The sequence below is a fragment of the Streptomyces longhuiensis genome (genome assembly GCF_020616555.1).
Classification (GTDB): domain Bacteria; phylum Actinomycetota; class Actinomycetes; order Streptomycetales; family Streptomycetaceae; genus Streptomyces; species Streptomyces longhuiensis.
Window position 1 is genome coordinate 8175530 of the sequence record NZ_CP085173.1, and the last position, 25034, is coordinate 8200563.

General features: G+C 71.3%; 19 protein-coding genes. 16 read left to right on the forward strand and 3 right to left on the reverse strand.

Annotated features, from left to right (window positions below; all coding sequences use genetic code 11):
* The first annotated feature begins 33 nt into the window (after nucleotides 1-33).
* The 8 genes from LGI35_RS37295 (at nucleotide 34) to LGI35_RS37330 (ending at nucleotide 10723) form a co-directional block, all read left to right on the forward strand.
* Nucleotides 34-1083: a LacI family DNA-binding transcriptional regulator gene (locus tag LGI35_RS37295; protein WP_227298725.1), complete on the forward strand. Its 1050-nt coding sequence runs from the start codon at nucleotides 34-36 to the stop codon at nucleotides 1081-1083.
* A gap of 86 nt (nucleotides 1084-1169) precedes the next feature.
* Nucleotides 1170-2858, forward strand: coding sequence for an ABC transporter substrate-binding protein (locus tag LGI35_RS37300; protein ID WP_227298727.1), 1689 nt, complete (start codon nucleotides 1170-1172; stop codon nucleotides 2856-2858).
* A 7-nt stretch (nucleotides 2859-2865) separates the two neighbouring features.
* Nucleotides 2866-3942, forward strand: a complete 1077-nt coding sequence (locus LGI35_RS37305) for an ABC transporter permease (RefSeq protein ID WP_227298729.1) — start codon at nucleotides 2866-2868, stop codon at nucleotides 3940-3942.
* The gene (locus LGI35_RS37310; RefSeq protein WP_227298731.1) at nucleotides 3939-4931 is read left to right on the forward strand and encodes an ABC transporter permease; all 993 of its coding nucleotides are present in this window, start codon (nucleotides 3939-3941) and stop codon (nucleotides 4929-4931) included. Before LGI35_RS37305 ends, LGI35_RS37310 begins: the two co-directional genes overlap by 4 nt.
* Complete coding sequence (locus LGI35_RS37315; RefSeq protein ID WP_227298733.1) at nucleotides 4928-6004, forward strand: ABC transporter ATP-binding protein; 1077 nt, start codon at nucleotides 4928-4930, stop codon at nucleotides 6002-6004. The genes LGI35_RS37310 and LGI35_RS37315 overlap by 4 nt, the downstream gene beginning before the upstream one ends.
* Nucleotides 5988-7007: an ABC transporter ATP-binding protein gene (locus LGI35_RS37320; RefSeq protein ID WP_227298734.1), complete on the forward strand. Its 1020-nt coding sequence runs from the start codon at nucleotides 5988-5990 to the stop codon at nucleotides 7005-7007. Before LGI35_RS37315 ends, LGI35_RS37320 begins: the two co-directional genes overlap by 17 nt.
* Entirely contained in the window at nucleotides 7007-8275 is a 1269-nt protein-coding gene (locus LGI35_RS37325) for an alpha-L-fucosidase (RefSeq protein ID WP_227300687.1), read from the forward strand. Before LGI35_RS37320 ends, LGI35_RS37325 begins: the two co-directional genes overlap by 1 nt.
* A gap of 63 nt (nucleotides 8276-8338) precedes the next feature.
* A complete protein-coding gene (locus tag LGI35_RS37330; RefSeq protein ID WP_227298737.1) occupies nucleotides 8339-10723 on the forward strand; it encodes a beta-N-acetylglucosaminidase domain-containing protein in 2385 nt (794 codons plus the stop codon).
* A gap of 1 nt (nucleotide 10724) precedes the next feature.
* On the opposite strand, the gene LGI35_RS37335 is transcribed toward LGI35_RS37330, so the two are convergent.
* Nucleotides 10725-13682: an NACHT domain-containing protein gene (locus LGI35_RS37335; protein ID WP_227298740.1), complete on the reverse strand. Its 2958-nt coding sequence runs from the start codon at nucleotides 13680-13682 to the stop codon at nucleotides 10725-10727.
* A 158-nt stretch (nucleotides 13683-13840) separates the two neighbouring features.
* On the opposite strand from LGI35_RS37335, the gene LGI35_RS37340 reads away from it, so the two are divergent.
* Both LGI35_RS37340 and LGI35_RS37345 read left to right on the forward strand, forming a co-directional pair.
* Nucleotides 13841-15595, forward strand: a complete 1755-nt coding sequence (locus tag LGI35_RS37340) for a sensor histidine kinase (protein ID WP_227298742.1) — start codon at nucleotides 13841-13843, stop codon at nucleotides 15593-15595.
* Nucleotides 15592-16230 (forward strand): response regulator, encoded by a 639-nt coding sequence (locus LGI35_RS37345; protein WP_227300688.1) that lies wholly within the window; start codon nucleotides 15592-15594, stop codon nucleotides 16228-16230. The genes LGI35_RS37340 and LGI35_RS37345 overlap by 4 nt, the downstream gene beginning before the upstream one ends.
* Before the next feature lie 214 nt (nucleotides 16231-16444).
* On the opposite strand, the gene LGI35_RS37350 is transcribed toward LGI35_RS37345, so the two are convergent.
* Nucleotides 16445-17557: a cobalt-precorrin-5B (C(1))-methyltransferase gene (locus tag LGI35_RS37350; protein WP_227298745.1), complete on the reverse strand. Its 1113-nt coding sequence runs from the start codon at nucleotides 17555-17557 to the stop codon at nucleotides 16445-16447.
* Between the two features lie 161 nt (nucleotides 17558-17718).
* Here LGI35_RS37350 and LGI35_RS37355 point away from each other — a divergent pair, with 161 nt between their 5' ends.
* Nucleotides 17719-18909: an RNA-guided endonuclease InsQ/TnpB family protein gene (locus tag LGI35_RS37355; RefSeq protein WP_227300689.1), complete on the forward strand. Its 1191-nt coding sequence runs from the start codon at nucleotides 17719-17721 to the stop codon at nucleotides 18907-18909.
* A gap of 51 nt (nucleotides 18910-18960) precedes the next feature.
* Nucleotides 18961-19731 carry a cobalt-precorrin-6A reductase gene (locus LGI35_RS37360; protein WP_227298747.1) on the forward strand — a complete coding sequence of 257 codons (771 nt, stop codon included), beginning with the start codon at nucleotides 18961-18963 and terminating at the stop codon, nucleotides 19729-19731.
* 63 nt (nucleotides 19732-19794) lie between these two features.
* On the opposite strand, the gene LGI35_RS37365 is transcribed toward LGI35_RS37360, so the two are convergent.
* Nucleotides 19795-20436, reverse strand: a complete 642-nt coding sequence (locus LGI35_RS37365) for a precorrin-8X methylmutase (protein ID WP_227298749.1) — start codon at nucleotides 20434-20436, stop codon at nucleotides 19795-19797.
* Nucleotides 20437-20536: 100 nt separating this feature from the next.
* Here LGI35_RS37365 and LGI35_RS37370 point away from each other — a divergent pair, with 100 nt between their 5' ends.
* The 4 genes from LGI35_RS37370 (at nucleotide 20537) to LGI35_RS37385 (ending at nucleotide 24948) form a co-directional block, all read left to right on the forward strand.
* Complete coding sequence (locus tag LGI35_RS37370) at nucleotides 20537-21724, forward strand: thiolase family protein (protein ID WP_227298751.1); 1188 nt, start codon at nucleotides 20537-20539, stop codon at nucleotides 21722-21724.
* Between the two features lie 31 nt (nucleotides 21725-21755).
* Entirely contained in the window at nucleotides 21756-22517 is a 762-nt protein-coding gene (fabG, locus tag LGI35_RS37375; RefSeq protein WP_227298753.1) for a 3-oxoacyl-ACP reductase FabG, read from the forward strand.
* A 67-nt stretch (nucleotides 22518-22584) separates the two neighbouring features.
* Nucleotides 22585-24105, forward strand: coding sequence for a long-chain-fatty-acid--CoA ligase (locus tag LGI35_RS37380; RefSeq protein ID WP_227298755.1), 1521 nt, complete (start codon nucleotides 22585-22587; stop codon nucleotides 24103-24105).
* Nucleotides 24106-24192: 87 nt separating this feature from the next.
* Complete coding sequence (locus LGI35_RS37385; RefSeq protein WP_227298758.1) at nucleotides 24193-24948, forward strand: sulfite exporter TauE/SafE family protein; 756 nt, start codon at nucleotides 24193-24195, stop codon at nucleotides 24946-24948.
* Nucleotides 24949-25034: the final 86 nt, after the last annotated feature.

A 25034-nucleotide genomic window follows, 5' to 3' on the forward strand; every position in this document is an offset into this window, starting at 1 on the left:
ACCGTCCGGCGAAGCGGATCCAGGAGCCAAGCCATGCGGCGTACCCCCGCCAGACGCCCCACCATCAAGGACATCGCGCTGCGCTCGGGCGTGTCCGAGAGCGCGGTCTCCTTCGCGCTCAACGGCAGGCCCGGTGTCTCGGAAGCCACCCGGGACCGGGTCCGCCGCGTCGCCGACCAGCTGGGCTGGCGGCCCAGCGCCGCGGCGCGCGCCCTGTCGGGCGAGGGCGCGGCCACGGTCGGCCTCGTGCTGGCCCGCCCGGCCAGCACGCTCGGCGTCGAGTCGTTCTTCCTGCAGCTCGTCTCCGGCATCCAGGAGGTCCTCGCCAGGCGGCGCCTCGGCCTGCTCTTCCAGGTGGTCGAGGACCTGTCCGCGGAGTGCGACGCGTACCGGCGCTGGTGGGCGGAGCGCCGCGTGGACGGCGTCCTCGTCGTCGACCCGCGGGCGGACGACCCCCGGCCGCCGCTCCTGGACGAACTCGGCCTGCCCGCCGTCGTCATCGGCTCCCTGCCGCCAGGCGACGACGGCACCGGACACCCCGGCATCTCCAACCTGTGGGCCGACGACGCCCGCGCCATGGCGTCCATCGTGAGCCACCTGCACGGTCTCGGACACCGCAGGATCGTGCACATCGCGGGCCTGCCCGAACTCGCCCACACGCAGCGCCGCATCCAGTCGCTGCGCACGGAGGCGGAGCGGCGCGGCCTCACCGACGTCCGGTCGATCACCACGGACTACTCGGACACCGAGGGCGCCGAGGCCACCCGCCGGGTCCTCGACTCCGACACTCCGCCGACGGCGATCGTCTACGACAGCGACGTCCTGGCCGTCGCCGGACTCGCCGTCGCCGCCGGGCGCGGCATCCCCGTACCGGACCGCCTCTCCCTCGTGGCCTGGGACGACTCCGTCCTGTGCCGTACCACGCACCCCGCGCTGACCGCGCTCGTCCGCGACACGACGGCGTTCGGCCGCCGGGCCGCGCAGGAGCTGCTCGCCCTGCTCGACGGCGGACCGGCCCTGCGCGTCGAGGACGAACTGCCCCATCTCGAACGACGCGGCAGCACCACCGCCGCGTCGCCCTGAACCGGACCCACCGATTGCGCCGCCCCCCACACGCAACGCGCTCGGACAACGATGTCGACCCCTCGTCCCGGAGGTTTCAGGTCCCCATGAACGCCACTGCCCGCACGCATGTCACCACCCCCACGCGCCGTCCCCGCACCCACGCGATCAGAACCGGCACCCTCGCTGCCCTCACCCTCGCCCTCGCCGCGACCGGCTGCTCGGCCGGCCCCGCGGCGTCCGGAGGGGCGGGCGCCTCGTCCCTCACCGCGAACCTGGGCTTCTCGGGTACCACCATCACCCGGAACTTCAACCCGTTCTCCCTGGCGGCGACGCAGGGCACCTTCGGCTTCCAGTACGAGGCGCTCTTCGACTTCAACATCCTCAAGGGCGGCGAGTTCAAGCCGTGGCTCGGCACCAAGTACACGTGGTCCGACGGCGGCAAGAAGATCACCATCGACCTCGACAAGCGCGCCAACTGGTCGGACGGCTCCAAGCTCACCGCCGCCGACGTGGTCTTCACCATGGACTACGTACGGGACAACAAGCTGCCTCCGAGCTGGGCCTTCGACTACAAGAAGGCGACGGCGGCCGACGACCACACGCTCGAGATCACCTTCGACAAGCCGGCCTACTCGAAGCTCGACTCCATCGGCGGGATCACCCCTGTACCGAAGAAGGAGTGGCAGGGCAGGAACGGCAAGACCTACACCAACCCGAACCCGGTCGGCTCGGGCCCGTACAAGCTCAGGCAGTACAGCGCCCAGCAGCTCACCTTCCAGGCCCGCGACAACTACTGGAAGCAGAAGAACATCCCGGTCAAGACGGTCAAGGCGCCCGTCATCACCCAGGCCGCCGAGGTGCCCAAGCTCCTCAGCGGCGAGCTGGAGTGGAGCGGCGGGGTCGTGCCCGACGTGCGGAAGCAGTACATCTCCAAGGACCCGAAGAACCACCACGCCTGGTACCCCACCTATGGCGGGCAGTACATGTTCTTCAACCACACGAAGAAGCCGTTCACCGATGTGCATGTGCGCCGGGCCCTCTCCCTGGCCGTCGACCGCACCCAGCTGCTCGACATCACCAACCCGGGCATGTTCAACACGCTCAACCTGACCGGCCTGGACGCCAAGACGCAGGGCAAGTGGATCGACGCCAAGTACCAGGACGCCGAGCAGCCCAGGGCCGAACTCGCCAAGTCCCTGGCCGAGTTCGAGAAGGCCGGTTACACCAAGAAGGACGGCAAGCTGGTCGACGGCAGCGGCAAGCAGCTCTCCTTCACCATCATCGAGGTCTCCACCTGGGGCGACGCCGTCCAGTTCGACAAGGTCGTGGCCAGCCAGCTGGAGAAGGCCGGTGTGAACGTGTCGGTCAAGCCGACCGACGCCTCGCAGCTCGACGTCAAGCGCAAGAAGGGCGACTTCGACGTCCTGATCGGCGGCGCGGTCTACTACTCCACCCCGTACAACTACTTCAAGGACATGCTCTGGAGCGGCAACGCGGGCGTGTGGACCAACTACGGCCACTACAAGAGCGCGAAGGCCGACGCGCTCATCAAGGAGATGGGCGAGACCGGCGACCCGGCCGAGATCAAGAAGATCTCCGCCGAACTCGAGGGAATGATGGTCGACGACGTGCCCGCCGCTCCGCTGATCACCATCGGTGTCTCCAGCGAGTACAACAGCAGGAACTGGACCGGCTGGCCGACCGCGAAGAACCCGTACGCGCAGCCCGCTCCCTGGGCCGGCGGGATCGACGCCATGAGCATCCTGCTCAACCTGCGCCCCGTGAAGGGCTGATGGCGCCATGACCGTTCCCGCCCTCGGCCCGGTGGACGCCACCGTCGTCGCGCCCCGGCCCGGCCGCCGCCTCAGGAGCGTCAGACTCGGCACCGCCCGGTACTTCCTGCGGCGACTGGGCTTCTACGCCGTGGCCGCCGCGCTGGCCATCACCCTCAACTTCCTCATCCCACGCCTGATGCCGGGCGACCCCGCCTCCGCGCTCATCGCGCAGATGCAGCAGAAGCAGACGCTGTCCGGCGACCAGGTGCACGCCATCTACCGGCTGTTCGGGACGCCCGGGGAGCCGCTCTGGGACCAGTACGTCACCTATCTGAACCAGGTCCTGCACTTCAACTTCGGGATATCCGTGGCCTATTACCCCACACCCGTGTGGGAAGTGATCCGCACCGGACTGCCCTGGACGGTCGGCCTGGTGGGTCTCACCTCCGTCCTGTCCTTCGTCCTCGGCACCGCCGCCGGAGTCGTGTCGGGCTCCCGCGTGGGGTCGCGTTTCGACTCGTTCATGACGCCCGCGTCCATGTTCATGGGGTCGCTGCCGTTCTTCTGGGTCGCCCTCATCCTCGTCCTCGTCTTCGGGGTGCAGCTCAGCTGGCTGCCGACCAGCGGCGGGTACGACGGCGACATGCTGCCCGGCTTCAACGGTCCGTTCCTGGCCAGCGTCCTGCAGCACGGCATCCTTCCGGCGCTCACGATGGTGATGGCATCGGTGGGGGGCTGGCTCGTCGGCATGCGGAACATGATGGTCACGACCGTCTCCGAGGACTATGTGCTGCTCGCCCGCGCCAAGGGACTGTCCAAGGCACGCGTGATGTTCCAGTACGCCGCCCGCAACGCCGTCCTGCCGAGCGTCGCCGGGTTCGCGCTCACCATCGGGACCGTCGTCAGCGGGCAACTCCTCGTGGAGATCGTCTTCGCCTACCCGGGCGTCGGATACCTCCTCTACCAGGCGGTCTCCAGTGTCGACTACCCGTTGATGCAGGCGCTGTTCCTGATCGTCTCGCTCTCCGTCCTCGCCGCGAACTTCGTCGCGGACTCCGTGTACGGGCTCATCGACCCGCGTGCGAGGGAGACCCGCTCATGAGTGCGTTGGTCCGCAGAGAACTCAGCCTGCGCCGCCTGAAGCTGCCCCCGAACCCCAAGGTCCGCGTCGGGATCGCGATCTTCGTCTTCTTCGCGCTCCTCGCCCTGCTCGGCCCGTTCGTCGTGCAGAACGTGATGGGCCTCTCGCCCAGCGACGTCGACACCTCGCAGGCCATGGAACTCCCCTCCGCCAAACACCTGTTGGGGACCACGGCCACCGGCGAGGACGTCTTCGCGCAGCTCGTCGTCGGCAGCAGGATCTCGCTGCTCGTCGGGCTCGTGGCCGGCGTCATCACCACCACGCTCTCCGTCCTCGTCGGGGTCGCGGGGGGTTATCTCGGCGGGCGGGCCGACTCCTTCCTGACCGCCGCCACCAACGTCTGCCTCGTCATCCCCGGCATGCCGCTGCTGATCATCGTGGCGAGCTATGTACAGGGGCGCGGCGGCTGGCTCACCGTGGCCCTGGTCATCGGGCTCACGGCCTGGCCGTGGGGTGCGCGGCAGAAGCGGGCGCAGACCCTGTCGCTCCGCCACCGGGACTTCGTGTCCGCGGCCGAGATGACGGGGGAGAGCAGGTGGGGCGTCATCACCCGCGAACTGATCCCCTCCCTCGCGCCGATCATCTCCGTGAGCTTCCTGGGCGCGGTCGTCGGCTCGATGTTCGCGGACGCCGGCCTCTCCTTCATGGGGCTCGGCAACATCAACATCACGAGCTGGGGCTCGATGCTCTACTGGGCGCAGAACGGAGCTGCCCTGACCCGGGGCGCCTGGTGGTGGTTCGTGCCACCGGGCGCGTGCATCGCCCTGATCGGGGTCGCCGCGGGCCTGATCAACTTCGGAATCGACGAAATATCCAATCCCCGGCTCCGCAAGCCCTCCAAGGAGGTACGCGCCCGGGCCCGCGCCGCCCGGCTGCACGCGGCCGCCGGCGGCTCCGCGGCCGAGGCCACGGCCGGGAAGCCCGCGCCCGTCCAGGAGGCCGCGTCATGAACAGCAGCGGCACACAGCACTCATCGATCTCGAAGCAGGACACGGTTCGTCGAAGCGAGGACCGCACCCCCCTGCTCACCGTCCGTGGCCTCCACGTCGACTACTTCGACAAGGCGGACCCCGTACACGCCGTGAGCGGCGTCGACCTCGACCTGCTCCGCGGCGAGACCCTCGGCATCGTCGGGGAGAGCGGCTGCGGCAAGTCCACCCTCGTCACCGCCATCACCCGGCTGCAGCGGCCCCCGGCCGTCACGACCGCCGGCTCGGTCGTCTTCCACGGCCACGACGGCACCCAGAGCATCGACGTCCTGAGCCTGACCGAACGTCAACTGTCGGAGCTGCGCTGGGAGAACATCGCGGTCGTCTTCCAGAGTGCGATGAACGCCCTCAACCCCGTCCTGCGCCTGGGCAACCAGTTCGCCGACGTCCTCCGCCGCCACGGTCGCCTGTCCAGGCGCGAGGCCTGGGAGCGGGCGGGAGAACTGCTCTCCATGGTCGGCATCCCCGCCGACCGGCTGCGCTCGTACGCCCACGAACTGTCCGGCGGCATGCGCCAGCGCGCCACGATCGCCCTCGCCCTCGCGTGCGAGCCCGACCTCGTCGTCATGGACGAGCCGACCACCGCCGTCGACGTGGTGATGCAGCGCCAGATCCTGCGCCAAGTGTCCCGACTCAAGCGTGAGTTGGGGTTCTCCGTCGTGTTCATCACGCACGACCTGTCCCTGCTCATCGAGATCGCCGACCGGATCGCCGTCATGTACGCGGGCAAGGTCGTGGAGACGGGACCCGCGCGGCAGCTCTACACCGACCCGCAGCACCCGTACACCGAGGCACTCCGCGGCGCCTTCCCGCCCCTGCACGGGCCGCGCCGCGAGATCACCGGCATCCCCGGCTCCCCGCCCGGACTGCGCGCCCTGCCCACAGGATGCGCCTTCCACCCGCGCTGCGCCCGCCGCTTCGAACCCTGCGACAAGGCGACCCCGCAGCTCCTCGCCCTCGGCGCCGGCGAGGCCGCCTGCCATCTGCACCAGACCGTACGCGGCGAGGAGGACCACCATGCCCGCACCCGCTGAACCCGTCCTCGAAGCACGCGACGTCGTCAAGAGGTTCCCGCTGCACGGGCCCGGCGGGCACGGCAAGGAGGTGCACGCCGTCGAGCCGACCAGCCTCGCCCTGCACGCCGGCCGCATCACCGCACTCGTCGGCGAGAGCGGCAGCGGCAAGTCCACGCTCGCCCGCATGCTCGCCCTCGCCTACCCGCCCACCGAGGGCGAGATCCGCCTCGACGGCGCACCCGTCAAGCAGGCCCGCACGGCCCGCGGCAAACGCGCGTACTACCGCCAGGTCCAGATGATCTTCCAGGACCCCTTCTCCTCGCTCAGCCCCGTGCACCGCCTGCGCTACATCCTCAGCCGCCCCCTCCAGCTGCACGGCCACGCCTCCGGGCGCGCGGAGCTCGAACAGCAGATCCTCGACCTCCTGAACCGCGTCAACCTCACCCCCGCCGACCAGTTCATCGACAAGTTCCCGCACGAGCTGTCCGGCGGCCAGCGCCAGCGCGTCGCCATCGCCCGCGCCCTGGCCGCGCGCCCCAAGGTCCTCCTCGGCGACGAGCCCGTCTCGATGCTCGACGTTTCGATCCGCCTCGACATCCTGAACCTCCTCGGCACGCTCCGCGACGACGACGGCCTCGCGATCCTCTACATCACCCACGACATCGCGGGCGCCCGCTACTTCGCCGACGAGATCAAGGTCCTCTACGCGGGCCAGCTCGTGGAGTCGGGGCCCGCCGACGCCGTCGTGGAACAGCCCAGGCACCCGTACACCCGGCTCCTCCTGGAGTCCGCGCCCGACCCCGAGCGCGACGGCGGGCTGCTCGACGAGCCCGAGGTGGTCGACGACGAGGAGACCCTCGGCGAGCCGCCGAGCCTGGTCGACCCGCCCACGGGCTGCCGCTTCCACCCGCGCTGCCCCCTCGCGAAACCCGTGTGCGCCACGGCGTTCCCGCCGCGCACACATTTCGACGACGGACAGTGGGTGCACTGCTGGAGCTACGACGAGGAGAACTACCGATGATGCAGCCCTGGTTCACGGACGGAAAGCTCGGCATCTTCCTGCACTGGGGGATCTACAGCGTCGACGGCGTCGCCGAGTCCTGGTCCTTCTTCAACGGACAGGTCCCGTACGACACCTACATGGCACAGCTCGACGGCTTCGACGCCCAGAAGTGGGACCCCGACGCCTGGGCCGACCTGTTCGTCGAGGCCGGCGCCACGTACGCGGTCCTCACCGCCAAGCACCACGACGGGGTCGCCCTGTGGGACACACAGGCCAACGACCTGTCCGTCGTCAAGCGCACCCCGGCCGCACGCGACCTCATCACCCCCTATGTGGACGCGCTGCGCCGCCGTGGTCTCAAGGTCGGCCTCTACTACTCGCACCTCGACTGGTCCCACCCGGACTACGCCACGGTCCGGCCGGACGGGCAGACCCCCGACGACGCAGCCGACCGCGGCAACCCCTACTCGATGCCCGCCGTCGGTGACGAGTCCCCGGAGCGCTGGGACGCCTTCCTCGCCTTCCACCGCGCCCAGGTCCGCGAGCTCCTCGGGCTCTTCCAGCCGGACCTGCTCTGGTTCGACGGCGAGTGGGAGCGCAGCCCCGAACAGTGGCGCATGACGGAACTCGCCGCACTCATCAAGGAGTTGAGCCCCCACACCGTCGTCAACGGACGCCTCACCGGACACGGCGACTACGCGACGCCCGAGCAGGGCGTGCCCGTCGAACCGCCGAAGGGCCCCTGGGAGCTCTGCCTCACCGTCAACGACTCGTGGGGCTACCAGCCGCAGGACGACCATCACAAGTCGCCCCGTCAGCTGGTCCGCGTCTTCGCCGAGACCGTCGGCGGCGGAGGAAACCTCCTCCTCGCCGTGGGCCCGAAGGCCGACGGCACGATCCCGCCCGTGCAGGCCGAGCGCCTCGAAGCGCTCGGCGAATGGATCGCCGAACACCGGCCCGCCGTCCGCGACACCGTGCGCGGCCTGCCCCACGGCCACTTCTACGGCCCCTCCACCCTCTCCGCCGACCGCCGCACCCTCTACCTGTTCCTCTTCGACCGGCCCAACGAGTACGTCGTCCTGCGCGGCGTCCGCAACACCGTCCGCTCGGCGCGGGTCCTCGGGACGGGCACGGACGTCCGCCACGAGCGCGTCGGCGGGCTCGGCGAGGTCCCCGGCTGGGAGTACCTGTACATCGACGACGACCAGCTCGACCCCCTGTGCACGGTCGTCGCCCTCGAACTCGACGGCGAACTCGACCTGTACCGCGAACACACCCGCGACTGACCCCCCTGGACTCCACCCCCCTCGACCGACCGACACAGACACCGATCTCGGAGGCAGAGCCCCATGACAGCCCGAAGAGCCGTGCACGCCTGTTCCGTCGCCACGCTGCTCGTCGCCGCGTCCGCCGCGGCGGTGCCGCCCGTATCGGCGCACACGACGGACCGGCCCCTGCCCGTCGTCTCGCCGACCCCGCAGCACATGACCCGCGCCGGCGCGGACATCGCCCTCCCTTCGCGCGCCGAACTCGTCGTGGACGACACCACCGACAAGCCGGCCCGCGACCTCCTCACCGCCACCCTGCGCGCCCACGGAGTCCGCCACGTCGACGTCCGTACCAAGGCGTCGGGGCACGCGCCCCTGACCGTGCTCCTCGGCCCGGCCGCCCGCTCCGACGTGGCCGAGGCGCTGCGCGGCACCGACGTCCCCACCCAGGACGAGGGCTACGCCGTGCGCGTGGCGGGACGCACCGTGGCGCTCGGCGGCACCGACGCGACCGGCCAGTTCTACGCGGCCCAGACGTTCCAGCAGCTCGTCGCCAAGGGGAAGATCGCCGGGGCGTCCGTCTCCGACTTCCCGTCCATGCGGCTGCGCGGCTCCATCGAGGGCTTCTACGGACCGCCCTGGACGAAGGCGGAGCGCCTGGACCAGATGGACTTCCTCGGCGAGGTCAAGTCCAACACCTACGTGTACGCGCCCAAGGACGACCCGTACCACCGCGACAAGTGGCGCGAGCCGTACCCGGCGGACAAGCTCGCCGAGCTCGGCACGCTCGTCGACCGGGCCCGCGCCAACCACGTCCGCTTCACCTTCGCCGTGTCGCCCGGCGGCTCGGTCTGCTACTCGGACCCGGCCGACGTGAAGGCCCTCACCGCGAAGCTCCAGGCGCTCTACGACCTGGGCGTGCGCTCGTTCTCGGTGCCGCTCGACGACATCAGCTACACCAAGTGGAACTGCGACGCCGACCAGCAGAAGTTCGGCGCCCCGGGGCGCGGCCCCGCCGCGAAGGCCCAGGTCGGTCTGCTCAACACCGTCCAGCAGGACTTCATCGCCACCCACGACGGCGCCAACCCGCTCCAGATGGTGCCCACCGAGTACGGCGACCTCACCGACACCGCGTACAAGCAGGAGCTCCGCGGGAACCTCGACAAGAACATCGAGGTGATGTGGACCGGCACGGACGTCGTCCCGCCGGAGATCACCAACGACCAGGCGCAGAAGGCGTCCGAGCTGTTCGGACGCAAGGTGTTCGTCTGGGACAACTACCCGGTCAACGACTTCGGCCGGACCTCGGGACGCCTCCTGCTCGCCCCCTACGACAAGCGTGAGCCCGGCCTGTCCGAGCACCTCAGCGGCCTCGTCTCCAACCCGATGAACCAGGAGGCGGCCAGCAAGCTCGCCGTCTTCACCATGTCCGACTTCTCATGGAACGACCGCGGCTACGACCGCACCCGCTCCGCCCGTCAGTCCGCGCTGCACCTGGCCGGCGGGGACCCGCGCGTCGCCGACGCCGTACAGACCTTCGTCGACCTCAACCACATGGCACCGACGTTCGGCGCCAAGCCGTGGCAGCCGCAGTCGCCGATCCTCAGCGCGCAGCTCGAGAAGTTCTGGAAGGCGTACGAGAGCGACCCGACGGCCGCGATCCGCGCCTTCACTCCGACCGCGACGAACATCGGGCGCCTTCCTGCCGTCCTCCGTGCCGGCGTGCCCGACCAGCAGTTCCTGCACGACGCCGGGCCCTGGCTGGACTCCACCGCGCTGTGGGGCAAGGCCCTCGGGCACGGTCTCGCCGCGCTGAAGGCCATCGACGCCCATGACGCGGACAAGGCGGCCGGCGAGCGCGCCGCGATGGAGAAGGCGGCCGACGCCGCCTCGCACATCACCATCGACCCGGCCGAGCACCACCAGCCCGGACCCGTGAAGATCGCCGACCCGTTCCTCGGCGACTTCGTCAGCCAGGTCCAGGACCTGCACGACGCCTCGAAGGGCCTCGAGCCGCTGCGGCAGCTCGCCCTGAACAAGGACACGAAGCAGAGCTCGGACTACGGCTCGGACGGCGCGTTCCCGTACGGCGCGGCCAAGGCGGCCGACGGCGACCGCTTCAACTTCTCGACCACCAGCGGCAAGGAGGCACAGCCCTGGTGGCAGGTCGACCTCGGCTCCGTCGCCGACCTGGAGCGCGTCGACGTCTACAACCGCAGCGACTGCTGCGCGGACCGCACCAAGGACTACTACGTCCTGGTCTCCGACGAGCCCTTCACCGGCACCCTCGCCGACCAGCTGACCAAGCCCGGCGTGTGGTCCCACCACGAGACCGCGCAGGCCGGCGGCCCGACGGCGATCCCGGTGACGGCACACGGCCGCTACGTGCGGGTGTGGCTGGCGAGCGAGAAGCCCGTCGAGCTGAACATGGCGGAGGTCGAGGTGTACGGCAGGGCGCGGGGCTGACCTACCGCGTGAACGAGTAGATCTCGCTCCGCAGGTCCGCCGGCAGCCGCGCGTCGTCCCGTCCCGCGACGGTGGCGAGCAGCGCGGCGACGCGATGGACGTGGCTGCCCGGCAGGGCCTCCATGCCGCGCAGCACCCGGCGGTACGTCAACTCCAGCTCGGCGTCGGTCAGTTCCACCCCACCGCTGAGCAGAAGATGCAGCAGGTCGTGCGCGAGCGAGGTGGCCGGCTCCCCTTCCGTGGCCACGAACGTGGTCACGGAAGGGCCCAGCCACGCGAACACCGGGTCCATGACGTGTCGCACGAGGGAGTCGTTCGTCCCGCCGGACACCTCCATCTTGTGCCAGATCTCGTCCCAGTAGGGCCGGGACCAGCCGGGCCCGCCGTGCCCGCGGGGATAGCGGTAGAGCCAGTTCGCGTCGACAGGGTCCGGCGGAGAGGGCGCGCCGTACCGCGGCGCGACGTCGAGCGTGCGGCGGCCGTCGGCGTCCCAGGACCGGTGCAGGGTCATCGACAGGGCGAAGTCCGTCCACTGCTCCTCGTTGAGCGCCGAACGCCACAACAGGGCGTGGCGGTGCCAGGCGCTGACCGGGTTCGCCGAGCCGGGGAACAGCTCGGCGGCCGTGGTGCCGCCCGTCAGCAGCAGGATGACCAGGACGAGATTGGCGCCGTAGAGGCCGTGCCGCGACGCGACCCTCAGTGTCGCGGGCCGGTAGGCGGGGTGCTGGTCACCGGTGCGGGTCTCGTGCTGGTCGAGCACGCGGATCAGGACGCGGCTGAGCCGCTCCCGCTCGCCCGGCTCCATCCGCGCCGCCATCGCGCCGGCGAACCGCAGCATCTGGCGCCCGGACAGGGGCGCGTACGAGAGCAGCGCGTACGCCAGGTCGTCGTCCACGCGCTGGTCGCCGAGGGCGAGGGCGGGCCGGTTCTGCACGAGCGCGCTCAGCACGTGCAGCGCGAGCCGCACCGCCAGATACTCGCCGAACGTGGCGTGCAGGAACTCGTACGTCGCGAGGACGTGGCCGTCGCGCACCGACTGGGCGCGCTGCACGAAGTAGAACCGGCCGAGCGCGACCTCGGCGGCGCCGAGCGGCGTGCGGAATCCGGAGGCCCCGGGGGACGAGCGCCCCAGGAGCGCGGCCAGGTCCTCGTCGAGCTCGGCCGCCGAGACCCACTGGCGGCGGCGGTTGAGCTGGGCGAACGCGACCAGCGACAGGCGCTGCATCTCCAGCTCGGCGCGCTCGCGCAGGAGGCCGTCGGACGCCATGTCCGCGCTCGTCTTGCCGACTTCACGGCGCGCGAAGGAGAAGAGGAGCTCCTCGTACAGATCGGCCTCGTCCAGCGGTTCCCCGCCGTCGCGCTGCAGGCCGTTGCCCGCCACGTCGTACAGGGCGAGCATCGTCAGGAGCAGCGGCTGCGCCGTGAGTGCCGCGTGCCGCGACACCACCTCCCACGACAGCGGACGCAGGCCCCTCGCCGTGAACCCGGCCGCGTTGGCGTCGTTCCACACCGCGAGCCACTGCTGGATCTGCGCGGCGCGGAACGGTTCGAGGCGCAGCGCCACCATGCCGTCGGGGTAGCGCGCGCGGTCGGCGACGGACGTGCGGCTGGTCACCAGGGCCAGCAGCGGACGGCCCTGTTCCGCCTCGCGCTCCTGGAAGCGGGCCACCCGGACCAGGAAGTCGTTGTGGTGCACCCCGGTCGTCTGCAGCAACTCGTCGAACCCGTCGAGCAGGAGCACCGGGACCGCGCCGCCGGCCGAGCGGACCAGCTCGGGCCACGTGACGCGCTCGCCGGTCGCGGCCCGCACCGCCTGCTCGATCTGCTCCTGGAGATCGTCCTCGGCGCGCACGTCGCGCAGCGGCACCCGCACCGGCAGGAACCCGGCCGCGGGGAGCCGCGCCGCGAGCACCCGGGTCAGGACGGACTTGCCCGCGCCGGGCTGCCCGAGCACCAGCAGCGGAGTCCGCTCCTGCCCCGCCGAGGTCAGCGCCCCGGCGAGATACCGGGTCAGGTCCTCGCGCACCGGGGCCCGTTCCCACCACGCCTCGTCCGCCGGCCCGTGCTGCCCGGCCACCGGCCGTACCCGGAAGTCCGGATCCAGATACATCTCCTCCAGGGCCGGCACGCGGATGCCGTCGGGCGCCGACGCCGCGTCAAGGACCGGACGGGAGAGCGCCGCCTCGTGGGAGCGGGCCAGGGCGGCGGCGACATCCACGGGCGGCCGCGCGTGCGACGCCGTACCGGCCAGCAGCGACTCGATTCCCGCGAGGGCCCGCTGCACACCGGCCCGCGTCGCCCGGTGCTCGGTCAGCGTCGCCCAGAACCCGAACTCAGGCGCCTGCTGGGCTAGTTGGGCGTACAGGCTGTCGTAGTGGACGCATGCCGCACCAGGCAGCGCACCCGTCAGGGCCCGCTCCGCCGCGTCCCGCCCCGCCGGTGTGAGCGTGTCCCACACCGCGAGGCCCGCCACGAACCGCAGGAAGCGCCCGGACAGAGCCGTGTACCAGCCGAGGAGTTCTCGCGCCACGTCCTCCGGCGCGAGGTGCGGTGCCGGGAACGGCGCGTCCACCGCGGCGAGGGCCCGCGCGAATCCGGCGTCCGGCTCCCCGGCCCCGACCAGCGACAACTGGTCGCCACGGGTGATGCGCACCGCGTCGAGGGAGAACGGAAGGTCCTGCTCCGCGAGCGCCTCGAACCAGCCGAGGACCACGACGACCGTGTGCGCGGCCCGCAGCAACTCACCCCGCTCCACCCGCCCGTCCGCCGCCCCGAGCCGCGCCCCGACCCCGCGCACCGCGTCACGGCCGAGCCCCAGGATCCGGCCCCGCGCGTCCGCGATACGGAGGAATCCGTCGCTCACGCCACCCGTCGCCACGGCCAGCACCCCGCCGAGCGACCGGTCGAGCGCCGCGAGGCGCGGCGGATCCGCGCCGAGCAGTACCAACGCGTCCGACAACGACAGCAGCCTGCGCGAACCCACCCGAACCCCCCATGGATCATGTGCGGACGGCGGCCACTCTGCCAGGACACGAGGTCGGGGTCCATCGAGCACGGTCCGTGAGCTGGGCGACACCGAGTGCGCGCCGTTCCCCCGAATGGCTTACCGTGTGGGCCGTGGAGAGTCAGGGGAAGCGTGTGGTTCGGCTGCGCCTGACCGGGGCCGCGGCGCTGGCCGCCGTATCGGGACTGGCGGGCTCGTGGGCGTACCTGCGGGCCGGTGGGTCCGCGGGCGACGTGGTGCGGGACCTCTCCGTGGGCTGGGCGTACGCGGCCGCGGGGCTCATGGCCTGGCGGCGCAGGCCCGCCAACCGGACCGGCCCCCTGATGATCGCCGAGGGCGTCACCTGGTTCCTCGGGAACCTCCAAGGCACCTCCGTACCCGCCCTGTTCGCGTTCGGCGCCTGGTGGGAGGCGCTGAACATGGCGATCCTCCTGCACCTCATCCTCTGCTTCCCCGAGGGCCGCCTCACCACGGTCCTGACCCGGCGTCTGGTCCAGTTCGCGTACGGCCTCGTCGCGGTCGGCGGCCTGCTGCGCACGCTCCTGTTCGACCCGGCGCGGGCCACCGGCGCCACCTACCTCGACTGCGTCGGCTGCGGCCCGAACGCCCTGTTCATCCCCGGTACCCACGACCTCTTCGGCCCCGTCGACACCGTCTACCACGCGCTCGGCTGGGTCATCTCCACCGGCGCCGCGGTCGCCGTCGTACAGCGCTGGCGGCACGCGTCCGCCGCCCGCAGGCAGGCGCTGCTCCCGGCGTGGATCGGCATCGGCGTCGCCGTCGTGTTCCTGATGTGGGACATGCTCTTCTACGTCGTGCCGTGGTTCGGCGAGGTGGGCGACACCGGCGAGCAGGCCGTCTATCTGCTGTCCGACCTGGCACAGGTCGCCGTGCCGTTCGCGTTCCTCGCCGGACTGCTGCGCATGCACCTCCAGCGCGCCGAGGTCAGCGGCCTCGTCATCGAGGTCGGCACCGACCCCGACCCGGCCCGGCTGCGCGAGGCGCTGGCCCGCGTCCTGGGCGACCCGACACTGCGGCTCGGCCTGTGGCGCGAGGAGCGGGGCGCCTACGTCGACGGCTCGGGCCGCGAGGTGACGGCGGACGGCACCGGCCGCACCCCCGTCGGCGCGGCCGACGGCCGGCCGCTCGCGCTGCTGCACCACGACCCCGCCCTCATGGACGACCCGGAACTCCTCGCGTCCGTCGCCGCCGCGCTGCGCCTCGCCCTCGAGAACGTGTGGCTGCGCTCCCGCGCCAGGGACGTGAGCTCGCGGATCGTGGAGGCGGCCGACTCCGAACGCAAGCGCCTGGAACGGGATCTGCACGACGGGGCGCAGGCCAGACTGGTCTTCGCCCTGATGGCGCTGCGACGTGTCGAACGCGGCCTCGCCGACCATCCCGACGCCGCCCTGCGCGAGTCCGTGACCGAGGCGGAGTCCAGCCTCAGGCTCGCCATCGAGGAGTTGCGCGGTCTCGCCCACGGTCTGCACCCGGCGGTCCTCACGCGCGAGGGCCTCGGACCCGCGCTGACGGCGCTGGCCCGGGAGGCGACCCTGCCGGTGGTCGTCGCGGCCGAACCCCGGCGCTACGACGCGGTCGTCGAGTCGACCGCCTACTTCACGGTGTGCGAGGCCCTGTCGAACGCGGCCAAGCACGCCGGTGCCCGCGCCGTCAGCGTCTCGGCGACGCACCAGGACGGGCGGCTCGTCATCGAGACCGTCGACGACGGAGTCGGGGGAGCGGACAGCATGCGCGGCAGTGGCCTGCGCGGCCTCGCGGACCGGCTCGCCGCCGTCGACGGAGTGTTGCATGTACACAGTCCCGCCGGTGGCGGGACCAGAATCAGGGCGGAGCTTCCGTGCGGGTGATCGTTGCCGAGGACTCGGCGCTGCTGCGGCAGGGGATCGTACGACTGCTGTCGGACGAGGGTTTCGAGGTGTCGGCGGAGTGTTCCGACACGGAGCCGCTCCTCGCGCTCGTCGCCGAGCACCGTCCGGACGCCGTGCTCCTCGACATCCGCATGCCGCCGACGCACACCGACGAGGGTCTGGTCGCGGCGGCCGCGATCCGCGCGGCGCACCCCGGCACGGGCGTGCTGCTGCTGTCCCAGTACGTCGAGACGACCGACACCGTCAGGGCCTTGGCGGAGCAGCCCGAGGGCTTCGGCTATCTGCTCAAGGAGCGCGTCGCCGACATCGACGAACTCGGCGGTGCGCTCAAGCGCGTGGCGTCCGGCGAGACGGTCCTCGACCCGCTCGTCGTGGCCAAGCTCATCAACACACCGCGCCCCAGGAGTCCCCTCGACGAACTCACGGGCAGAGAGCGGGACGTGCTGGCGCTGATGGCCGAGGGCCACTCGAACGAGGCGATAGCCCAACGGCTCGTCATCGGCGGCAAAACGGTGGAGACGCACGTACGGAACATCTTCGGCAAGCTGCGCCTGGAGCAGGATCTGCTCGAACACCGGCGCGTGCGCGCGGTGCTCACCTACCTGCGCGCCTGACCCCGCCCGTGCGGGCGGAGTGAAGTGGTCCCGGCTGGCCGCTCCGAAGGCGACGTCGTCCCCCGATTTGCCCCCGTGGCTCCCCCGTACGTCGACTGCGGAGCGGTGCCGGTGAACTCAACTCTAGGCAGCCCGCGCGCCCGGGACATCAGGGCCAGCCCTGAGATCCGGAGGAGTTGCTACCGGAACCGGTCGACGGGGCCGAAGTGCGAGCTCAGCGGGGTGCGCAGCGCCCGACCACCGTACCCGCCCGGTCGATGCAGAGTACATCGACCTGTACGGGTGCGCCCCGCAACACGCGCAAGGCCTCGTCGCGGGCGGTCGCGGCGACCAGGTCGCCGAGCGGCGGCCACAACTGGAGTGCCGCGAGGCCCGTGTTGGCGTCCGCGACCGCCGCCGCGACCTCCGCGCCCGCGCCCGCCCCGGCCGCGAGGCCGGCCAGGAACGACTTGTCGACCTGCGAGCGCGCCGAATGCAGATCCAGGTGCCCGGCCGCGAGCTTCGACAGCTTGGCGAACCCGCCGCAGATCGTCAGCCGGTCGACGGGATGACGCCGTACGTACTTGAGGACCGCGCCCGCGAAGTCACCCATGTCGAGGAGCGCGTCCTCGGGCAGCCCGTGCTCGGCGACGACGGTCTTCTCGGACGTCGACCCGGTGCAGCCCGCCACATGCGTGCGCCCGGCGGCCCGCGCCACGTCCACACCCCGCCGGATCGAGTCGATCCACGCGGAGCAGGAGTACGGCACCACGATGCCCGTCGTCCCCAGGATGGACAGCCCGCCGAGGATCCCGAGCCGCGGATTCCAGGTCGACCGGGCTATCTCCTCACCGTGGTCGACGGACACGGTGATCTCGATGTCACCGCTCCCGCCGTGGCGCTCGGCGACGGCCGCCACGTGGTCCCGCATCATCTGCCGCGGCACGGGGTTGATCGCGGGTTCCCCGACGGCGAGGGGCAGCCCCGGACGGGTCACCGTGCCGACGCCCGGCCCCGCCCTGAACACGACGCCGGACCCGGCGGGCAGCAGCCGCACCGACGCCCGCACCAGCGCGCCGTGCGTGACGTCCGGGTCGTCGCCCGCGTCCTTCACGATGCCCGCCATGGCGTGCTCGCCGGTCAACTCCTCGGCCGCCAGTGCGAACGCGGGCGTCTGCCCCTTCGGCAGCGTGATCGTCACCGGGTCGGGGAAGTCGCCGGCCAGGAGCGCGGTGTACGCGGCCGTGGCCGCCCCTGTCGCACACGCGCCGGTCGTCCAGCCGGGCCGCAGACCGGTGTGCTTGAGTTGGGCGCCTCGTCCGCCCTTGGCCCCGCCCGCGTCAGTCATCGGGTTCCTCCGTGGATACTCCGTGCTTCAGGGCGGAGAGGAAACGGGCTCTTGCGGAGCTGGGTATGGGGCTGTGATGTGCCGTCAGGGCGGATCACGGTGCTGTGACCGGAAGATTTGGTGTTGAGTCGCGGTCTCATTAGTTTGTGAGCGTGATCACGATGTGTGTGAAGCGGGCGTTCAAATACCGCTTCTATCCGACCGATGCGCAGGCGGCTGAGCTGTCGCGCACGTTCGGCTGCGTGCGCAAGGTCTACAACCTCGCACTTGCCGCCCGTACCGAGGCGTGGGCGCGGCAGGAGCGGGTCAACTACAACGCCACCTCGGCGATGTTGACCGCGTGGAAGAGGACCGAGGAACTGGCGTTCCTCAATGAGGTGTCGTCGGTGCCGTTGCAACAGACGTTGCGGCACTTGCAGACGGGGTTCACCCACTTTTTCGCCAAGCGGGCAAGGCATCCGCGCTTCAAATCGCGGAAGAAGTCCCGCAAGTCCGCCGAGTACACCACCAGCGGGTTCCGCTTTCGTGACGGCGGCCTGACACTGGCGAAGATGAACGAACCGCTCGACATCGTGTGGTCGCGCCCGCTTCCCCCGGGAGCAGAGCCGTCCACGGTGACCGTCTCGCAGGACGCGGCGGGACGCTGGTTCGTCTCCCTGCTGTGCGAGGACCCGTCCCTGTCGCCGCTCCCGGCAACCGATCAGGCAGTCGGCATCGACGTGGGCCTCGACCATCTCCTGGCCCTCTCCACCGGCGAGAAGATCGCCAACCCCCGGCACGAACGCAAGGATCGTGCCCGCCTGGCCAAGGCCCAGCAGAACCTCTCCCGAAAGGCCAAGGGCGACGGCGCCAACCGGGCCAAGGCCCGGCGAAAGGTTGCCGGAATCCACGCCCGCATCGCCGACCGGCGCCGCGACCACCTGCACAAACTGACCACTCGACTCGTGCGCGAAAACCAAACGCTCGTGATCGAGGACCTGACCGTACGCAACATGGTCAAGAACCGGAGCCTTGCCCGCGCCATCAGTGATGCCGCGTGGTCGGACTTCCGGAGCATGCTGGAGTACAAGGCCGCCTGGTACGGGCGGGAAGTGATCGCTGTCGACCGCTTCTTCCCCTCCTCTAAACTGTGCTCCCACTGCGGCGCCCTCGCAAAGAAGATGCCGCTGCACGTTCGAACCTGGACCTGCGACACGTGCGGAACGACCCACGACCGGGACACGAACGCAGCTAACAATCTGCTGGCCGCCGGACTGGCGGTGACAGCCTGTGGAGCTGGTGTAAGACCTCAACGGAGAACTCCGGGCGGGCAGTCGGCGACGAAGCAGGAAGCCCCACGGCGCGAGCCGTAGGAATCCCCCTCGTTCACGAGGGGGAGAAAGTCAAGGAAGGACCCCGCACCCGTGCACGTACTGATCCTCGGCGGCACGACCGAGGCCCGCCGCCTCGCGCAGGCCCTCACCGCCGGCCACCCCGGGTGGCGCGTGACGAGCTCGCTGGCCGGCCGCGTGGCCCGGCCCCTGCTGCCCGAGGGCGAGGTGCGGACAGGCGGTTTCGGGGGAGCCGATGGCCTGGCCCGCGCGCTGCGCGAGCTCCAGGTGGACGCGCTCATCGACGCCACCCATCCTTTCGCCGGGACGATCAGTTTCCACGCGGCGCAGGCCGCCGCCACGGCCCATGTTCCCCTGCTGGCACTGCGGCGCCCCGGCTGGGTCCCCGCACCGGAAGACGACTGGCACCACGTGAACTCCCTGGAGGAGGCGGCGAGGGCCCTGCCGTCCCTGGGCACCCGGGCGTTCCTGACGGTGGGCCGCCTGGGACTCCCGCCCTTCGCGTCCATCGACGACGTCCACTTCCTGATCCGCTCGGTGGACGCCCCCGAGCCGCCACTGCCCCCGCACTCGGAGGTCGTGCTGGACCGGGGCCCGTTCACGCCGGAGGGCGAACGGGAGCTGCTCCGCACGCACCACATCGACGTACTGGTGACGAAGGACAGCGGGGGAGAGGCGACGGCCCCGAAGCTCGTCGCGGCGCGAGAGGCGCGGATCCCGGTCCTGGTGGTACGACGGCCGGAGGTGCCGGCGGGAGTGACCGTGGTGGGATCGGTGGCGCAGGCGGCGGAGTGGGCCGGGGGCATTTCCGGCCCGGGCGTATCCAGCCGGTCCGGCGTCTGAGGACGAGCCCGAAGGGTGACAGCGGGGGTCCGGGGGCGCCGCCCCCGGGATGTGCGCCCGAACCTATTCCACCGCACAGGCAACCGCGTTGACCGCCGCGGCGGCCATCGCACTGCCGCCCCGTCGCCCCCGCACCACCAAATACTCCAGCCCCAATTCCCCCGCATGCTCCACCAGCGCGTCCTTCGACTCGACCGCGCCCACGAACCCGACCGGAACCCCGATCACCGCGGCGGGCGGCTCAGCGCCCTCCCGCACCAGTTCCAGGAGCCGGAAGAGCGCCGTGGGCGCGTTGCCCACGGCGACGACCGCCCCGCCCATCCGCTCCCGCCACAGTTCCAGCGCCGCGGCGGAGCGCGTCGTGCCGAGCCGCTCGGCGAGCGCGGGGACCGACGGGTCGGACAGGGTGCACACCACGTCGTTGTCCGCGGGCAGCCGCTTCCGGGTGATTCCGCTGGCGACCATGGACACGTCGCACAGGACGGGCGCGCCCCCGCGCAGCGCCTCGCGGGCGCGGACCGCGACGTCCGGCGAGTACGCGAGGTCGCCCGCCAGGTCGACCATCCCGCACGCGTGGATCATCCGGACCGCGACCTGGGCCACCTCGGCGGGCAGCCCGCCCAGATCGGCCTCGGCGCGGATCGTGGCGAAGGACCGGCGGTAGATCTCCGCCCCGGACTTCTCGTACTCGAACGCAGTGCTCACGGCGGGGAGCCTATCCAGCGGTGCCCACTTCACAGGGTGTGGGGCCCGGGTCTATAGTCCAAAACTAGCAGTGCTAATTAACTTCCCTCAGGAGCCGCACGTGCGTCCCGTCCATTTCGCCGCCGCCCGCCGCACCCCGATCGGAAAGCTGCGCGGGTCCCTGTCGACCGTGCGCCCGGACGACCTCGCGGCCGGCGTCGTCCGCGGTCTGCTCGCCGGTGTGCCGGAGCTCGACCCGGCCCGGATCGACGACGTCTACTGGGGCGCCGCGAACCAGGCCGGCGAGGACAACCGCAACATCGCGCGCATGGCCGCCCTCCTCGCGGGCCTGCCCGAGTCCGTCCCCGGCGCGACCGTGAACCGCCTGTGCGCCTCCGGCCTCGAAGCCGTCACCACCGCCGCCCGCACCATCGCCTCCGGCGAGGCCGACGTCGTCCTCGCGGGCGGCTCCGAGTCCATGAGCCGCGCCCCCTTCGTGCTCCAGCGCCCCGACGAGGCGCTCCCGCACAAGATGGAGACGTACGACACACGCCTGGGCTGGCGGCTGGTCAACCCGAGGATGAAGGAGCTGCACGGGGTCCTCGCCATGGGGGAGACCGCCGAGGAGGTCGCCGAGCGCTACGACGTCCCGCGCGAGCGTCAGGACGCCTTCGCGCTCCGCAGTCACCACAACGCCGCCGAGGCCCGCAAGAACGGCCTCTTCGACGCCGAGATCCTCCCCGTCACGCGCCCGGACGGCGTCGTCGTCGAGCAGGACGAGTGCATCCGCCCCGACACCTCCCTGGAGAAGCTGGGCACGCTCAAGCCCGTCTTCCGCAAGGGCGGCACCGTCACCGCGGGCAACGCCTCACCCATGAACGACGGCGCCGCGGGCCTGCTCCTGGTCAGCGAGGACGCCCTGCACGACCTCGGCCTCGAATCCCTCGGCCGGTACGTCGCCGGAGCCTCGGCCGGTGTGCACCCGGACGTCATGGGCATCGGCCCCGTCCCCGCCACGCAGAAGGCGCTCGCCCGCGTCGGCTGGTCCATCGGTGACGTCCAGGAGGCGGAGTTCAACGAGGCGTTCGCCGCCCAGGCCCTCGCCTGCGTCGACGCGCTCGGCATCGACCCGGAACTGGTGAACCCGACCGGCGGCGCCATCGCGCTGGGCCACCCGCTCGGCTGCTCCGGCGCCCGCATCCTCACCACCCTGCTCCACCGCATGCGCCGCACCGGCGGCTCGCGCGGCCTCGCCACCATGTGCGTCGGCGTCGGCCAGGGCTCCGCCGTCCTCGTCGAGCGCTCCTGAACTCCCGTACAACGTAAGGAACGTGAAGAAGATGAGCAGCAGGTTCACCGGCCGCGTGGCCGTCGTCACGGGTGCCGCGCAGGGCATCGGCGCCGCGACCGCCCTGCGGCTGGCCGAGGAGGGCGCGGCCGTGGCCGTCGTCGACCTCACGGCCGAGCGCGCCGGGACCACCGTCGAGGCGATCCGCGCCAAGGGCGGGCAGGCGTCGGCGTACGGCTGCGACGTCACCGACCAGGACGCCGTCGAGGCGACCTTCGCCCGCGTCCACGAGGAACTCGGCGGACTGCACATCCTGGTCAACAACGCGGGCATCACCCGCGACGGCATGTTCTTCAAGATGCCGAAGTCCGACTGGGACGACGTCATCAACGTGAACCTCAGCAGCGTCTACAACTGCTCGCAGGCCGCGCAGAAGTACATGTCGCGGGCCGGGTACGGGAAGATCGTCTCCCTGTCGTCGCGCTCCGCCCTCGGCAATCGGGGTCAGGCCAACTACGCCGCCGCCAAGGCCGGCATCCAGGGCTTCACCGCCACCCTCGCCATCGAGCTCGGCCGCTTCGGCATCAACGTGAACGCCGTGGCGCCCGGCTACATCGCCACCGCCATGACCGCCGCGACCGCCGAGCGAGTCGGCACCACCGCCGAGGAGCACCAGAAGCTCGCGGCCGAGCGCACCCCGCTCGGCCGCGTGGGCCGGCCCGAGGACGTCGCGTCCGTCGTCGCCTTCCTCGCCAGCGACGACGCCTCCTACGTCAGCGGCCAGACGCTGTACGTGAACGGCGGCGCGCGCTGACACATCGCTGAGCTGTACCTGGTTCAGAGCCGCACCAGAAGTCAGTACGGAACGGAGCACCACCCTCATGGCAACCCTGTCCCTCGCCGCGATCCTCGCCGAGTCAGCCCGCCGCCACCCGGACAAGGCCGGGCTCGTCGAAGGTGAACTGCGCGTCACCTTCCAGGAGTTGTGGCTCCAGGCCCGCAAGCAGGCCGCGGCGCTCATCGGGCTCGGCGTGCGGCCGGGGGACAAGGTGGCGCTGATGGCGCCCAACGTGGCCGAGTTCCCGCGCGCGTACTACGCGGCGCTCGCCGCGGGCGCCGTCGTCGTCCCCGTACACCTGCTCCTCTCCTCGCGAGAGGTCGAGCACGTCCTGCGCGACAGCGGCGCCACGCTGCTCCTGTGCCACCCGGGTCAGGCGAAGACCGGCGGGGCGGCGGCCGAGGCGACCGGCGTGCGCATGCTGACCCTCGGCGAGGGCGGCGACCTGGAGCGGCTCACGCATGACGCCGAGCCCCTGCCCACGTACCTCACCCGCGACGCGGACGACCCGGCCGTCGTGTTCTACACCAGCGGCACCACCGGCGTCCCCAAGGGCGCCGTCCTCAGCCACTTCAACCTGGTGATGAACGCGACGGTCAGCGCCTTCGACGGTCACGACGTGCGCTCCGACGACATCGCGCTCGGCGCGCTGCCCCTCTTCCACGCCTTCGGACAGACCGTCTCCATGAACGCGACGTGGCGCGCCGGCGCCACCCTCGTCCTCCTCCCGCGCTTCGACGCGGCCAAGGCCGTCGACCTGATGGTCGCCGAGGGCGTGAACACCTTCCACGGCGTGCCCACCATGTACGTGAAGCTGGTGGCCGCGGCGGCGCAAGCCGAGAAGCTCCCCACTCTCAAGGTCTGCGTCTCGGGCGGTGCTTCGCTGCCCGTCGCCGTCCTCGAACGCTTCCAGGACGCCTACGGCGCCACCGTCTACGAGGGCTACGGGCTCTCCGAGACCTCCCCGGCCGCCGCCACCAACCAGCCGGTCTTCGGTGCGCGCCCGGGCACGATCGGGCACCCCATGTGGGGCGTCGACGTGGAGATCGCCCGCGCCGAGGTCGAGGACCGCGTGGAGCTGCTCCCCGAGGGCGAGCTCGGCGAGGTCGTCGTGCGCGGCCACTGCGTCTTCAGCGGGTACCTGGGGCGCCCCGAGGCCACCGCGGAGGCCCTCGTCGACGGCTGGTTCCGCACGGGCGACCTCGGCACCAAGGACGAGGACGGCTATCTGCGCATCGTCGACCGCAAGAAGGACGTCATCATCCGCGGCGGCTACAACGTGTACCCGCGCGAGGTCGAGGAGGTCCTGATGCGCCACCCCGGCGTCGCCCAGATCGCCGTCATCGGCCTGCCCGACCCCGTACACGGCGAAGAGGTCTGCGCCGTGATCATCCGCAGGGAGACCGGCGCGAGCGCGGCCGACGCCGACGAGATCGCCGAGTGGTCCAAGGAGCACCTTGGCCGCCACAAGTACCCCCGCCGCATCGAGTTCGCCGACGAGCTGCCGCTCGGCCCGAGCATGAAGGTCCTCAAGCGAGAACTGCGCTCCCAGTACGCCGGCTGACCCGGGAGCACGCGCAGGGGGTGCCGTCCCGGCATGCGGCACCCCCTGCCGCCGGCCGGATAGATGGGTCTAGCATCTGACCCCGGTATGTACTCCATAACCCTCTGGGAATTCGCCGCGCTCGCCGCCGCGGCCGTGCTCGTCGGATTCTCGAAGACGGCGGTCAGCGGCGCCAACACGGTCAGCCTCGCCATCTTCGCGGCGGTCCTGCCCGCCCGTGAGTCCACCGGCATCCTGCTGCCCGTCCTCATCGCCGGCGACATCCTCGCCGTACTGACCTACCGCAGACACGCGCACTGGCCCACCCTCTGGCGCCTCTTCCCGGCCGTGGCCGTGGGAGTGGTGCTCGGCACGCTCTTCATGGTGTGGGCCGACGACGCCATGGTGCGTACGTCGATCGGGGCGATCCTGCTCCTGATGGCCGCCGTCACGGTGTGGCGCAGACGCCGGGAAGACGCTCCGGACGTCGAGGAGACCGCGAGCCGCGCCGGCCGCGTGAAGGCCCGCTCCTACGGCGTGCTGGGCGGCTTCACGACCATGGTCGCCAATGCCGGCGGGCCCGTCATGTCGATGTACCTGCTGTCGGCGGGCTTCCGGAAGCTCGGCTTCCTAGGTACCTCCGCGTGGTTCTTCCTCATCGTCAACTCGGCCAAGGTGCCGTTCAGCGTGGGCCTCGGCCTGATCAACGGGCGCTCGCTGCTCCTCGATGCGGCACTCGTCCTGTTCGTCGTACCCGGCGCGTTCATCGGCAAGGCCTGCGTGCACCGCATCAACCAGCGGCTCTTCGAGCGGCTGGTGATCGCGGCGACCGTGGTCGGCGGGGTGCAGCTCCTGATGCGCTGAGCCACCGTCACGAAGCGGAGAGGACCTTGTCCGGGCTGCGGGACGGCAGGCCGTGCTCCAGATCCTCGGCGAGCAGCCGCTTCGCG

What these genes read in the sequence shown, in the direction of transcription:
- LGI35_RS37295 (WP_227298725.1), top strand. Translation starts at nt 34, where the DNA reads ATGCGGCGTACCCCCGCCAGACGCCCCACCATCAAGGACATCGCGCTG.
- LGI35_RS37350 (WP_227298745.1), bottom strand. Translation starts at nt 17,557, where the DNA reads ATGACTGACGCGGGCGGGGCCAAGGGCGGACGAGGCGCCCAACTCAAG.
- LGI35_RS37330 (WP_227298737.1), top strand. Translation starts at nt 8,339, where the DNA reads ATGACAGCCCGAAGAGCCGTGCACGCCTGTTCCGTCGCCACGCTGCTC.
- LGI35_RS37315 (WP_227298733.1), top strand. Translation starts at nt 4,928, where the DNA reads ATGAACAGCAGCGGCACACAGCACTCATCGATCTCGAAGCAGGACACG.
- LGI35_RS37305 (WP_227298729.1), top strand. Translation starts at nt 2,866, where the DNA reads ATGACCGTTCCCGCCCTCGGCCCGGTGGACGCCACCGTCGTCGCGCCC.
- LGI35_RS37300 (WP_227298727.1), top strand. Translation starts at nt 1,170, where the DNA reads ATGAACGCCACTGCCCGCACGCATGTCACCACCCCCACGCGCCGTCCC.
- LGI35_RS37385 (WP_227298758.1), top strand. Translation starts at nt 24,193, where the DNA reads ATGTACTCCATAACCCTCTGGGAATTCGCCGCGCTCGCCGCCGCGGCC.
- LGI35_RS37310 (WP_227298731.1), top strand. Translation starts at nt 3,939, where the DNA reads ATGAGTGCGTTGGTCCGCAGAGAACTCAGCCTGCGCCGCCTGAAGCTG.
- LGI35_RS37320 (WP_227298734.1), top strand. Translation starts at nt 5,988, where the DNA reads ATGCCCGCACCCGCTGAACCCGTCCTCGAAGCACGCGACGTCGTCAAG.
- LGI35_RS37380 (WP_227298755.1), top strand. Translation starts at nt 22,585, where the DNA reads ATGGCAACCCTGTCCCTCGCCGCGATCCTCGCCGAGTCAGCCCGCCGC.
- LGI35_RS37325 (WP_227300687.1), top strand. Translation starts at nt 7,007, where the DNA reads ATGCAGCCCTGGTTCACGGACGGAAAGCTCGGCATCTTCCTGCACTGG.
- fabG (WP_227298753.1), top strand. Translation starts at nt 21,756, where the DNA reads ATGAGCAGCAGGTTCACCGGCCGCGTGGCCGTCGTCACGGGTGCCGCG.
- LGI35_RS37355 (WP_227300689.1), top strand. Translation starts at nt 17,719, where the DNA reads ATGTGTGTGAAGCGGGCGTTCAAATACCGCTTCTATCCGACCGATGCG.